This window comes from Halovenus halobia (assembly GCF_051414135.1).
Classification (GTDB): Archaea; Halobacteriota; Halobacteria; order Halobacteriales; family Haloarculaceae; genus Halovenus; species Halovenus halobia.
Genome location: NZ_JBLKOA010000006.1, coordinates 198,309 through 210,779, shown reverse-complemented (window position 1 = coordinate 210,779; position 12,471 = coordinate 198,309). Strand labels below are relative to the sequence as shown.

The following is a 12,471-nucleotide window of genomic DNA, read 5'->3' as shown; positions in this document are numbered from 1 at the left end:
TAATACTTGCCGATTAAACACACTGAACACCACTCAACGACAACGAAAGTCATCGGGTTCATCGACCCTCGCTGGTCGGGCAACTAAAAGATAAATGAACCCGGCGGAACGAAGGACAGACGTACACCGACGGTGTCGCGGTCGGGAGAGAGGAAGTATGCTACTATCAGAAGTCGCCGCCGTTGTGAGTTTGCCCGACGTGCAGTGGCGACTGCTTTCGATTCCACTGATTACGGGGTTGATCGGCTACGGCACCAACTGGGTCGCGATTCGGATGCTGTTCTACCCGACAGATTTCGTCGGCGTCTCGATGCCGGGACTGCGACAGGTCGCGCCCGCGCTCCCGCGGAGACTCCAGCAGATTCCCGGCGTCGTCGAGGGCCGGGTTGGCTGGCAGGGAATTATCCCCTCGCGGTCGGCCCGGATGGGAACCATCGCTGCGGAGAAAGGAATTGCCAAAATCGGGACCGAAGCGGAGTTTTACGAGCGGTTCGACCCCGACCGAATTGCCTCGCATATCGTCACCGAGTCCCGGGAGGAGGTCCGGGAGTTGACCACAGAGGTAATCCAGTCAGAGTATCCCGAACTGTGGCACAACGCACCGGAAGTGACACGCGAGTTCATCCACGCCCGCGTGGAAAACCGGTTTCCGCGCATCGCCGAAGAGATTACCGAGAAGATCGGCGAGAATATCGACGAACTGCTGGATATCAACCAGATGATAGCCGGCCACCTCGACCGCAATCCCGAGTTGATCAATCAGATCTTTCTGGAAGTCGGGGACCGCGAACTGAAGTTCATCGTCAACTCGGGCTTCTATATTGGGACCTTTCTCGGCCTGTTTTCGGTCCCGCTCTTTCTGTACATCGACAAGTGGTGGGTGCTCCCGCTCTGTGGCGTCGCGGTTGGCTATCTCACCAACTACATCGCCCTGTACATCATCTTCCGGCCGATCAAAGAGTACAAACTCGGCCCCATTCGCCTCCAGGGGCTTTTTATCAAGCGCCAACCAACTGCCGCGGCGAAGTACGCCGAGATAGTCGCCGAAGAGGTGGTAACGATCGGAAACGTCGCCGAGAATCTCATCCACGGCAGCCAGTCAGACCGCACACGAAAAATGATCCGTGACGCAATCCGACCCGAAGTCGACCGCTCGGTGGGCCTCGCCGCCCCCATAATCAGAATGGCCGCCGGCGACCAGCAGTACGAGCGACTGCGGGAGACGTTCGCGGAGGAGAGCGTCGACCAGACAATCGGCCCGCTACAGGACCCCGAGTTCAACGACGAACGCAGCGACGCAATCGAAGGCTGGATGACCGAGCGCATCAGAAATCTCCCGCCCGAAGGGTTCGTGGAGTTACTGCGGCCAGCCTTCGAGGAAGACGAGTGGATGTTGATTCTGCTCGGCGCGGTGCTCGGCTTCGTCGCCGGGTGGCTCCAGCTACTGGTGGTGACAACGTTATGAGTGGTGACACAGACGACGACCCGGACACTGTCGACGAGGTCGACGTGAACCTCCGGCTGGCGGAGGTCGACCGTATCTTCTCGATTGTCGAGCAACTACTGCAGGGCGACCGCCTCGAACGCGAGGAAACAAACCGGCTGATCGGGCTGTTCGAGCGCGCAATTGCGAACCCGACACAGACAGAGCCAGAGACGATTGCAGAGTTCGTCTCGCTGGTCGAGGAGTCGATTATCCAGCCCGATGAGCTCGAAGACGCAAACGTCGAGGGACTGCTCTCGGTGTTCGAGCAGGCCCTTGCCGGGACAGGAACTGGCGAGGAGCGAACTGACGATATTCTGTCAGTGATTGAGGCGGGGGTGCGCGACCCAGCGAGCATCAACTCGAACGACGTCGAGCGGTTCCGGACGGGCATTCAACAGGCGATTACAGCCATGACCGACCCGTACAACAGTCCGCTGAGCGGGTTGTTTAGCGGGGACGGTGCGGAGCTCGTCCCGGCAGAAGACAGCGACCTGGAGACGTTCCGACTGGCGCGGCTTGGCGCGGCGATGACACAGCGAGCAACGGGCTACTCCCTCGAATCCGGCGTCCGAACCGGCACGCGGATGGGGTATGCGGCGATGAACGCCAGCTCGCCCGCCGAGTTGCTGACCGAGGTGCGCGCAATTACACTCGACGAACTCCAGCGGTCCGGCGTCGACATCGGGGAACGGCGCTCAGAGTGGCTCGACGCCCACGATGACGCCGCGCTCGACGACCGACCCGTTACAAGCGAGCAACTTCGCCAGCGCGGGGAACGCCTGCTCTCCAGATCCGCAGAGATCGGACGGAGCGAAGCCTTCCACCCGGCCTACCCGTCGATACTTGACTCGCTCGCGGCGGACGAGGCCCGCATTCTTCGCCTGCTTGCGACGGAGGGTAGACAGGCCTCGATTGATGTCTACGACAAACAGTACATCCCACCCCAGTCACGGCTGATTGCCCGGACACTCTCGATGGTCGGGACCGATTCGGGCTGTCGCCACGCCGAGCGAACACCGATTTACCTGCAGAATCTCCAGCGACTCGGACTGGTCCGAGTGACCGAGCAACCAGTCGATGATCTCAAGCGGTATCAGGTGCTCGACGCCCAACCACACATCGAGGCCGCCATCGACCGAGCGAATCGGCCCAAAACAGTCTACGGCTCCATCCAGTTGACCGAACTCGGCGTCGATTTCTGTGAGAGCTGTCTGCCGGTGACTGTCGAACACGAAGGCGGGCGAGAACAACTCCGGAGCGACGACCAACCAGCCGAGGAGTAGGTCAGTCGTCGAGTTGGGCTTCGAGGTGGCCGATTTCTGCCTCGAAGTGTTTGGCCAGACCGTCTGCGTCTGGGATGAGATTGGCGTCGCCGGCGACGCCGACGCGGACGCTGCCGCCGTAGGTGATGAGGCTGATGCCCAGCCCCTGGTCGACGGCCTGTGGCACCCAGAAGACCATGTCGGTTACTTCCGTGCCGGCGAAGTCGATGGTGTTCAGCGGCCCCGGCACGTTCGTGACGATGCCGGTCGCTCTATCCTCGAACATCGTCATGAGTTGCTCCTGTGCCATGTCGGGCAGCATCCCGCCGAAGTCGAGCAGTTTGTACATCAAGAAGGCCTCGACCCCGAGTTTCTCGATGCCGACGTTGTCACTCATGAACTCGATGCGCTCGCCAAGGTCCTCCTCGCCGACCGGCAGCGGAAGAAAGGCCAGTCCGAAGCCGTTGCCCAGTTGTTCGGTGCGGTCGGCCATCGGCACGAGGTTGACCGGAACGGTACACCGGAGTTGCAGTCCCTCGGTGTCTTCGCCGCGGTCTTCGAGTTCGCGCCGGAGCGCTCCTGCCGTGACCGCCAGCAACACGTCGTTGACCGTCGCGTCGTGTTGTCGTTTGATGTCTTTGATGCGGGCGAGTTCCACACCGTCGGTCCAAGAGGCGTGTTTCCGGCTGCCCAGTTCACCTCTCAGGGAGGTGTCGGCCTCGTCGGGCATCCGAAGCAGGTAATCCATTTCCTTGATTGTCGTCGCCGCCAGTCCGGCTTTCCCGAACCGAATCTCGCTCAGGTCTGCGCCCTCGTCGGCACTGCGGCCGCTGTCGCTGTGGGCGTTCGGTTTGCGCTCGGTGCTCCGGGCCTCGGAGGGGTCGCTGTTTGGGGCCTGCGGGACGTTCCCGATAGGGAGTTCGATATCTTCGGGGTTGTCGGCCAGTCCGAGCAACACGTACAGGAGTGCAAACCCGTCGCCGAGGCTGTGGTTGATGCGGAACGTGATTGCATTGCCGTCGCCTCTGTCCACGTCGTCGATGAGATAGGCCTCCCACAGCGGCCGGCGCTCATCGAGCGGTCGGCTCATGAGCCGACCAACGAATTCCTGGAACTTTGCGTCGCTGGCTGGTTCTGGCAGTGAGATATCGTAGACGTGTGATTCGATGTCGAAATCCTCCACCGTCTCCCAGTATGGACGGCGGAAGCGCCGCTTTCGGCCCCCAATTTTCTGTGTGAACCGGTCGAACTGCAGCAATCGCTCCTCCAACCGGTCGCAGACTTCCTCGTAGGTTACCTTCTCGTCGAACCAGAGAATTCCGGTAATCGTCATCAAATTGTCCGTCCGCCCCATTCGTCGCCACGCGTTGTCAGCACCCGAAAGCGGATCTCGATCTGGCATGATCGGTTATCAGGTTGTTCAGGATAACATCTCTTAAACCTTCGTTGTTAGGAGGGTCAGTGCCCGCTGTGACGGTATCTTCGAGTCTCCGGGCCGGCAGGGCGCTTATTGTGCTGCGAGCCAAATGTGACAGCCGACCATCAATGTGTGCAACAATGACACGGGACGACACGGGGGGAACAGCAGCAGTCGATGCTGTCGTTGTCGGCGCAGGCTTTTCGGGACTGTACATGTCTCACCGCCTGCGCGAACTCGGCCTATCGGTTCAGGTGTTCGAGAAAGCACCGGACGTGGGTGGAACGTGGTACTGGAACCGCTATCCGGGGGCTCGCTGTGACAGCGAGAGCCACATCTACTGTTACTCGTTTTCCGAGGAGATTCGCGAGGAGTGGGAGTGGAGCGAGCGCTACCCAGAACAGCCCGAAATTCTCGACTATCTCCGCTTCGCTGCCGACCACCTCGACCTGCGAGAGCAGATTAGCTTCGAGACAGCGGTCGAATCCGCAACGTTCGACGAAGACGCTGGAACGTGGACCGTCGAAACCGACGGCGGCGAGTCAGTCACCAGTCGCTTTTTCATTAGCGCCGTCGGCTGTCTCTCGGAGCCGTACACTCCCGACTTCGACAATCGCGATGCCTTCGAGGGAGAGAGCTATCACACGGCGCGGTGGCCACAGAACGGTGTCGAGTTAGCGGGGAAACGGGTCGGAGTTATCGGCACTGGCTCGACCGGTATCCAGCTGACGCCGGAGGTTGCCGACCGGGCAGGCCACCTGACCGTCTTCCAGCGAACGCCGAACTACGCCGTGCCGGCACGGAACCGCCCGCTCGGAGACGACGAGTGGGCAGAGATCAAAGCCAACTACGACGAGATCTGGGAGGACGCACGCTTCTCGTGGCTGGGGATGCCATTCGAGATGACACACGCGACGACGGCAGGATTGTCCGACGAAGAGATTCGCGACGCACTGGAGGAGGGCTGGCAAGCGGGCGGCTTCCGGTTTCTGCATACTTTCGAAGACACGCTGTTCAACGACGACACGAACGAGATTGTATCCGAATTCCTTCGTGAGAAGATTCGAGAACAGGTTGATGACCCCGAAACAGCCGAGAAACTCGTGCCCACAGCGCACCCTTACGGGAGCAAACGACCGCCGATGGATTACGGCGGCTACTACGAGACGTTCAACCGCGAGGACGTGACGCTTGCTGACGTGGCGGAGAACCCAATCACCGAGTTCACGCCCGAGGGAATTCAGACGACGGCCAACCACTACGACCTCGATACCGTCATCTTCGCAACTGGCTTCGACGCGATGACCGGCGCGCTGCTGGCGATGGATATCGAGGGCCGGGACGGATACACCCTCGAAGAAGCGTGGGAGGGCGGCCCGCGGACGTATCTCGGCCTCGGCGTGGATGGCTTCCCGAACCTGTTCACCATCACTGGCCCGCAGAGTCCGTCAGTCCTGAGCAACATGCCCGTTTCTATCGAGCAACACGTCGACTGGATTGCGGACTGTATCGAGTACATGCAGTCGGAGGGGTACGAGTACATCGAACCGCAGTCTGCGGCCGCCGAGCGGTGGGTTTCCCAGACGAATATGCTCGCCGACCAGATGCTCTTCTCGGAGGCAGAGTCGTGGTATCGCGGCGCGAACGTCCCAGACAAGCCCCGTGTGTTCACGCCGTTCCCCGGCGGTGTCGAGACCTACCGGCGAGAATGTGAACGCGTCGTCGAGAATGGCTACGAGGGCTTCGAGTTCGGCCAGTCCGTCGACGGAGTAGCAGGCTCCGCAGATTAGAGTCGAACGGGAATTCCGCGCTCGTCGAGATACTGTTTCGTTTCTTCGATGGAGTACTCGCCGAAGTGGAAAATAGACGCGGCCAGCGCGGCGTCGGCGTTGGCCTCGGTGAACACTTCGTAGGCGTCCTCGGGACCGCCACAGCCCGACGACGCGATTACCGGCGTCGAAACAGTTTCGCAGACGGCACTCATCAGCGGAATATCGTAGCCGTCCTTGGTTCCGTCGGCGTCGATAGAGTTGATGAACAGTTCACCCGCGCCACGGCGTTCTGCCTCTTCGGCCCACTCGACGGCGTCGGTGCCGGTGCCCTCACGGCCCCCCTTGACCGTGCACTCGAACCAGCAGGATTCGCCGTCGACCTCGGCGTAGTATTCGCCCTCGTCGTCGAATCGTCGGCGTGCGTCGACGGAGATGACGATACACTGGCTGCCGAACGCCTGTGCCCCCTCACCGATGAGTTCTGGGCGCTGCAGTGCACCGGTGTTGATTGACACTTTGTCGGCACCGGCCCGAAGCGTCTCTTTGATATCATCGCGGGTACGGATGCCGCCGCCGACAGTCAGCGGGATGAACACCTCGTCGGCGACCGACGAGACGGTATCGAGCATCGTCTCGCGGCCCTCGGCAGAGGCGGTGATATCCAGAAAGACGAACTCGTCGGCACCGGCCTCGTTGTACTCCTTTGCCATCTCGACCGGGTCGCCGGTGTATTCGAGGTCCTCGAAATTGACGCCCGTGTAGACTGCAGCGTTACCGTCATCGTCGACATCCACGTCGATACAGGGGATGATCCGCTTGGTGAGGGTCATATGGGTTGTTGTGCCGCGGTAGGAGACTGGGGCACCTATGCGTTTCCATCCGAGGAGTTTGAGTAGAGAGCGAGAAGGTTACGGATATTAACAGCCAGAAAGCCCCCCTCGCGCTCGGCCCCTTTCAGTCCCACCCGCGGTGGCCTGTGGGACAAGCAACAGGGTGGGGCTGAAAGGGTCGAGAACCTCGGGGCTTTCTGGCTGTTCTCAGCAATACAACAACCACGTCCACTCGAACCAACCCATACAAAAAGAGTCGATACACCGAAGTGAATCCGACTACGAGTGCGAGTATGAGCGACGACGACAGCGAGGCCTACGACCCAGCGGACCCGCAAGCACCGGAAACGGAGCCACCGCGGCGCAGCACCGCCCCGCAGAGTGAGTACACCAACGGACAGGTCGCAATCGGATTTGCCGTCCTGTTCGTGGGACTAGTCGTGGTAGTTGGGTTGACGCTGGCGCTGGCGTAACTGGGACTCCGCCACATACCGCGTTGGAATGAGAATCTTAAAGACAACGACCCGATTAGGGGTGTATGCGCCCGGGTGGCTTAGCTGGACATAGCGCCGCACTCATAGGGTATCAACGAACGCGGCACACGCACGTTCCCCCGAGGGTCGCCTCGGACCTGGGACATGCGGAGATCGAGGGTTCGGAGCCCTCCCCGGGCACTTCTCAACTGTCGCGAATCTTCTGTGAGCGACAGCGCTGGAAGTGCGCTGGAGGGTGGAGAACCCGTGGGTCGCAGGGAGAGATGCTATCGGAGTAAATTCTGGAATATAGCCTGTGAGTTGAACTTGCGCTGAGACGTCCCCTCGACTGTCGTTGGCGTGTTTCGGATTGCTTCCATTACCTCTTCTGGTTGTGGGAGAGGGCGCTCCTGTGCTACAGTGCTCAAGATATCGGCAAGCGCACCCGAAACTAAGGCGGTAGCAAAACTCGTTCCGACATCGATGCCTAATGTTCCATCACGTCGTTGGAATGGATAATGGTCTGGAGCAAACACATCAGGTTCGCCATCACTAAATGAAACGTTGAGATCAGACAACTGTTCTATGCGATTATTTTCACAAGAATGCCACTCCGAGCACCCACGGCCCGAACAGAACGCGATATCTATTGGCTCTCCATCAGACGCCATTTTTGAATCCCGGATCCAATATGCGTTCGGGGGGTAGATGTTCTGTGGAACTGTTCGATACACACCCACATCTGCATCCTCGTTAACTTGGAGACCGAAGCGTGTTTCATAGCTCCCGACAGCGATAGCATCGCTACACAAGGCAGGACAGTAGAGAGTTTTTGACTCTCCTTCGTATTGATTACCTGCACCAGCGACCACGATCGTCCCGCTTTCAATCACCTCTCTGGTGGCTTTGCAAATACGGCAGCGTTGTTTGCACCCGGTGTGATGCTTCCCCCCGGAAATATTCACTATATCTACGCTTCTACCTTTGATATCGCTCATTGCTTTGAGGAAATTGCTGGGTTTGAATTCTCCCGAATCAATGATGATTCGATGGGTTTCATAGAGCGACTCCGGGGCATACTCCTGAATTATTCGCAACATACGGAAGCCATGAACTGCCGTTACAGCGTCATCGCTAGCAATATAGTTTTTCTGCCTACTGGTCACAATGTCGAACCCAACTTCGTCTGGTTTGTAAATAGAGTCTATGACCGCAATTGTCAGCGTCTCCCCTCGCTCGCCTTCAGACCGGTGTTGTATGTCAATGAAGTGTTTTCTGCCAACAAAATTTTGGAACCAGCCGAGCTCGTCATCCGGAGGGGACGTTAGTTTCCCTCAAGAATCTCCATTCCTTCATCAAGCTCAACACTTTCAATTCCGTCAAGCCCACAAATTTCAACTATGCTTGATCTGGGGACGGAGGCATGGAGGCTACTAAATGGGAGCTCTTCGACATCTGTCGCGCCAAACTTCCTCGCCTGGTGTTGTACTTCTGTGAGGTGCCCTTCTCGTACGCCAATGAGGAGGTTGACACTCTCAGGCCCCTCTTCCGCGTGAGCGAGAGCCGTAATCTCATCGGCGACATAGGCACTCATGTATAGTTGACTCTACGTATCCATCAAGAATAAAGTTATGACAAAATTTCACGGGCAATATCGAGGTCGGAAATACAGCACCTTTTTAAAAGATCACGGTCCTCAACCCAAATGTATGCCTGAGAAGACCGAAATCAAGACCATCCCACTCGGTGACAATGATATCGAAATCAAGCACGCCGAGTCTTTCCGTGGTTCGGAGCCCTCCCCAGGCATTTTCCACGGAACCACGACCGACAGGGAGTGGTGACGCCGTGAAATCCCGGGCGGCTCCGTTCTGTAAACACGATTCCGGGAAGACCTGTTACAGTCAGCCGCAGCAGAAATCGAGAGAGAGTCTTCGTCGCCTGTCCCACGGAGACTCAGTTTCGGAGGGAGTCTGAAACAGCGTTCAGGCGTGTCGATACCGTGAAAGATGCACCAGTAGCGTTGCGCTGCCGAAGAGTATCGTCGCGTAGGTGACTGGCATGAAAAAGCCCCCAGAGTGTGGCTGAATAATGTGGAACACGCCAATCGCAAGCGGGACCCCACCTGCAAGGAGTGCACGCAGTGACGGCCGGTCACGGGTCGCCGCGAGCAAAACTGCATAGCCGAAGAAGCCACCGGCAAAGAGCCAGGGCGGGATGCCAAGTTCCGCCGGTTCGCCGCGCATGAGATCCTGGCCGGCGTGCATGAACGCGGCAGCAATAGCGAGGGATTCGGCGTAGCGTATTAACTCCGGACGGCGCTTGACAGTCCCGGATTGGGAGTCGTTCATACGGCCATCTCTCTGGTTGTCGGTGAGTCAAAATAAACACTAGGGGAAACCGGGAGACACGCGACGACGCGAGTCACGAACTCGGGCCGAAGACGTAGGCTGCACCACGGCGGCGAAGGCCAGTTGGATTTGCATTCGGAGCGCCGACGAGGGCAGTCGAGCCATCTCTAGACAGTGCAACCAGTGAGAAGCGGTCCAGACTACCCCCGTCGTCGGCCACGAGTTTCCGCTGTTGACTCCACCCGTCACGACGGCGGAGGAAGGCGTAGACTGCGCCAGCTTTCGTGCCGTGAGGTTCGGCTTCGCCAGAAGCTCCAACGAGCACAACCAGTCCGTTCGCCCCGACAGCCACCGACTCGCCCAGGCGGTCCAGGCTGTCAGCGTCAGGGAGGACCAGAGGACCATGTCGGGTCCAACCATCGTGGCCGTGTTCGAAGATGTACGCAGCACCGCGGCTCACCGCGCCGCTTGAGCTAGCCTGGGGAGTCCCGATAACGGCTAGCGAGCCATCGGCGGCGAGTGCGACCGGCCGGTCTGCGTCTGTCCTGTCTTCGACATCGGCGGTGAGTGTGGCCGTTGGTCGCCAGCGACGACCGGTCCGGGTGAAAACGTATCCGAGCGCTTCGCCGCAGGCGCTGAGGAGAGCGGTCGACCCATCAGCGGTCAGCGCGACCGAGCGACCGAACCGTGGGGGCTGGTCGTCCGGTGCTGTGAGCGTCCCGTGCTGTCGCCAGAGGTCGCCGCGACCAGAAAAGACGTATCCTGTGCGTGCATCCTCGCCGTTCGTACCCACGAGAGCAATCGTACCGTCTGCGGCAAGCGCCACCGAGGTACCAAATGCGTCACCGGGAGCACCGTCTTCAGAGACGAGTTTCGCTCGCTGTTGCCAGTCACTGTCGCGGGGGCGGTCAAACTGCGAACGGGTGAAGACGTACACGGCGCCAGCGAAGTCGCCGTGAACTGTGTCGTTGTTCGGGGCACCGACGAGGGCTGTCGTGCCGTCTCCAGACAGCGCGACTGACCAGCCAAACTGGTCTCCACGGCGGCCGTCGTCCGGGAGCAGTCGTGCCTGTCGTTGCCAGACCAACCGTCGCCTGACAAATAGTTCGACAGTCCCACCCGCAGCGGCTGGCGCGCCAACGAGGGCGGTCGATCCGGTCTCCGACAGGGCGACCGAGTGGCCGAACTCGTCGACGCTGTGGCTGTCGCTGGCGGTGAGTCGCGCCGCTTGTGAGTCCGGGAGCCGAGAGAGGAGTTCTTCGGTGACATCGGGTGGGTCGGTGGCACTGAGAAACTGCGCCGAGTGCGTGACTGCGTCGCCAGACTGGCCGAAAACGAGGTCGCTGCCGTCGCTACTCTGGAGACGGCTAGACAGACCCACTGTGGCACTCGTGGCAAGCAGGCCCAGTACGTGCCGTCGGTCCCAGTCCATACTAGTGAGTCGGGGCCAGCAAGTAAAAATCGTGTGATGGTAAAACATAACTAGGACATCGCAGAAACCGGCGAGTGAGTGACTGGTAACGGCGAGGAAGGCCGGAAATACGGAGTATTATCACCAGCGACGCCGAGAGTGGGTGCATGGAGCCGGAGACGACAGCCATCATTGTCATCGACTTGCAGCGAGAGTATTTCGAGGACGACCGACCGTGGTACGTGCCCGACAGTGACCGCGTGCGTGAGCAGTGCCAGCAGATACTCGACGCTGCCCGGGAGACTGAGGCGACCGTCATCCACGCCCGGCACGTCTCCCGGGGCCGGGACGCGGCCGTCTTTGGCTGGGGGTCGGAGTACATCGAGATTATCGACGACGTAGAGATAGCAGAAGACGAGCACCTCATTACAAAGACCACACCGAGTTGCTTCCCCAACACGCGACTGTCAGATATCCTCCAGCGCAACGGCATCGAGACAGTGGTCTGTACCGGGCTGCTGTCGTTCATCTGCGTCGATACAACTGCGCGAGACGCCGCGGCGCGAGGGTACGAAACGAAGTACGTCGAGGACGCGACAGCAGCGTTCCCGCTGGAGGGGTACAAACCCGAGGAGATTACCGAGACTATCGCGACGATTCAGGATCTCGTCTTCTCGGATGTCGTCGGAACCGACGCGGTCGTCGACCAACTCTAAGATGACGCGCGAGCAGTTCTCCGAGTCGGTCGTGTTAGTGACCGGTGGGAGTTCTGGAATCGGCGCCGCCACTGCCCGGCAATTTGCCGACTCCGGGGCCGACGTTGTGCTGTGTGCCCGTAGTGAGGACCGCCTGTCTGCGGTCGCCGCCGACTGTCGCGAGCGCGGCAGCGAGGCGCTTTCGGTGCCGACAGACATCACCGACCCCGACGCCGTCGACGCGCTAGTCGAGGCGATAGCGGACCGCTTTGGGCAACTTGATGTGGTGGTTGCTAACGCCGGCACCGGCGAGCAGTCCAACGTACCGTTGTCGGAGTTGCCAATCGAGCAGTTCGAGCAGGTCACAGAGACGAACGTCCACGGTTCATACTACACCACGCGCGCGGCGGCACCCCTGTTGCGCGACGGCGGCGGCGCACTGGTCTACGTTGGCAGTTTCAAAGGGAAGTATCCAAGCCCGTCGACACCGATTTACGCCGCCTCGAAGTGGTGGCTGCGCGGGTTCGCCGCCAGCATGGCTGGCCGTCTCGGCCCCGACGGCGTCGGCGTGAGTCTAGTCAACCCCTCCGGCGTGACGACACCGTTTGGCTCGCAGTTCCGTGAACAGACGAACGACGTGGTGCTCGACGAGGAGTCGACGCTGGACGCCGAGGATGTGGCGGAGGCAATCAGCTACGTCGCTGCCCAAGAGCCACCGGCGGCGGTGAGCGAACTCGACCTCAACCGTCAGGATATCTTCGAGCGGTTCTAGTG

13 protein-coding genes and 1 tRNA gene are annotated in these 12,471 nt (G+C 60.0%); 8 read left to right on the top strand and 6 right to left on the bottom strand.

The annotated features are described in order from the left end of the window. The first annotated feature begins 157 nt into the window (after positions 1-157). Together ACMGFM_RS14030 and ACMGFM_RS14025 are read left to right on the top strand one after the other, a co-directional pair. Positions 158-1,465 carry a DUF445 domain-containing protein gene (locus tag ACMGFM_RS14030; RefSeq protein ID WP_436903282.1) on the top strand — a complete coding sequence of 436 codons (1,308 nt, stop codon included), beginning with the start codon at positions 158-160 and terminating at the stop codon, positions 1,463-1,465. Next, positions 1,462-2,769 carry an Abi-alpha family protein gene (locus ACMGFM_RS14025; protein WP_436903281.1) on the top strand — a complete coding sequence of 436 codons (1,308 nt, stop codon included), beginning with the start codon at positions 1,462-1,464 and terminating at the stop codon, positions 2,767-2,769. Before ACMGFM_RS14030 ends, ACMGFM_RS14025 begins: the two co-directional genes overlap by 4 nt. Before the next feature lies 1 nt (position 2,770). Here the strand turns inward: ACMGFM_RS14025 and ACMGFM_RS14020 are convergent, their stop codons facing one another. Then, a complete protein-coding gene (locus tag ACMGFM_RS14020; RefSeq protein WP_436903280.1) occupies positions 2,771-4,150 on the bottom strand; it encodes a wax ester/triacylglycerol synthase family O-acyltransferase in 1,380 nt (459 codons plus the stop codon). A gap of 155 nt (positions 4,151-4,305) precedes the next feature. On the opposite strand from ACMGFM_RS14020, the gene ACMGFM_RS14015 reads away from it, so the two are divergent. After that, entirely contained in the window at positions 4,306-5,955 is a 1,650-nt protein-coding gene (locus ACMGFM_RS14015) for a flavin-containing monooxygenase (RefSeq protein WP_436903279.1), read from the top strand. Here ACMGFM_RS14015 and hisF read toward each other — a convergent pair. Next, entirely contained in the window at positions 5,952-6,767 is an 816-nt protein-coding gene (hisF, locus tag ACMGFM_RS14010) for an imidazole glycerol phosphate synthase subunit HisF (RefSeq protein ID WP_436903278.1), read from the bottom strand. The genes ACMGFM_RS14015 and hisF overlap by 4 nt on opposite strands. 293 nt (positions 6,768-7,060) lie before the next feature. On the opposite strand from hisF, the gene ACMGFM_RS14005 reads away from it, so the two are divergent. Together ACMGFM_RS14005 and ACMGFM_RS14000 are read left to right on the top strand one after the other, a co-directional pair. Continuing rightward, positions 7,061-7,240, top strand: a complete 180-nt coding sequence (locus ACMGFM_RS14005) for a DUF7550 family protein (protein WP_436903277.1) — start codon at positions 7,061-7,063, stop codon at positions 7,238-7,240. Between the two features lie 69 nt (positions 7,241-7,309). After that, positions 7,310-7,441: transfer RNA gene (locus ACMGFM_RS14000), tRNA-Met, on the top strand. An 86-nt stretch (positions 7,442-7,527) separates the two neighbouring features. On the opposite strand, the gene ACMGFM_RS13995 is transcribed toward ACMGFM_RS14000, so the two are convergent. Both ACMGFM_RS13995 and ACMGFM_RS13990 read right to left on the bottom strand, forming a co-directional pair. Continuing rightward, positions 7,528-8,406, bottom strand: coding sequence for a S8 family serine peptidase (locus ACMGFM_RS13995; RefSeq protein ID WP_436903276.1), 879 nt, complete (start codon positions 8,404-8,406; stop codon positions 7,528-7,530). A 158-nt stretch (positions 8,407-8,564) separates the two neighbouring features. Next, positions 8,565-8,834 (bottom strand): hypothetical protein, encoded by a 270-nt coding sequence (locus tag ACMGFM_RS13990; RefSeq protein WP_436903275.1) that lies wholly within the window; start codon positions 8,832-8,834, stop codon positions 8,565-8,567. 115 nt (positions 8,835-8,949) lie between these two features. Between ACMGFM_RS13990 and ACMGFM_RS13985 the strand changes: the two genes are divergently transcribed. Further along, entirely contained in the window at positions 8,950-9,084 is a 135-nt protein-coding gene (locus ACMGFM_RS13985; RefSeq protein WP_436903274.1) for a hypothetical protein, read from the top strand. Between the two features lie 141 nt (positions 9,085-9,225). Here the strand turns inward: ACMGFM_RS13985 and ACMGFM_RS13980 are convergent, their stop codons facing one another. Together ACMGFM_RS13980 and ACMGFM_RS13975 are read right to left on the bottom strand one after the other, a co-directional pair. Next, positions 9,226-9,591, bottom strand: coding sequence for a hypothetical protein (locus tag ACMGFM_RS13980; protein WP_436903273.1), 366 nt, complete (start codon positions 9,589-9,591; stop codon positions 9,226-9,228). Between the two features lie 73 nt (positions 9,592-9,664). Further along, positions 9,665-11,023 carry an FG-GAP repeat protein gene (locus ACMGFM_RS13975; protein WP_436903272.1) on the bottom strand — a complete coding sequence of 453 codons (1,359 nt, stop codon included), beginning with the start codon at positions 11,021-11,023 and terminating at the stop codon, positions 9,665-9,667. Between the two features lie 146 nt (positions 11,024-11,169). On the opposite strand from ACMGFM_RS13975, the gene ACMGFM_RS13970 reads away from it, so the two are divergent. After that, positions 11,170-11,718, top strand: coding sequence for a cysteine hydrolase family protein (locus tag ACMGFM_RS13970; RefSeq protein ID WP_436903271.1), 549 nt, complete (start codon positions 11,170-11,172; stop codon positions 11,716-11,718). Between the two features lies 1 nt (position 11,719). Next, positions 11,720-12,469: an SDR family oxidoreductase gene (locus ACMGFM_RS13965; RefSeq protein WP_436903270.1), complete on the top strand. Its 750-nt coding sequence runs from the start codon at positions 11,720-11,722 to the stop codon at positions 12,467-12,469. The last annotated feature ends 2 nt before the right edge of the window (positions 12,470-12,471 follow it).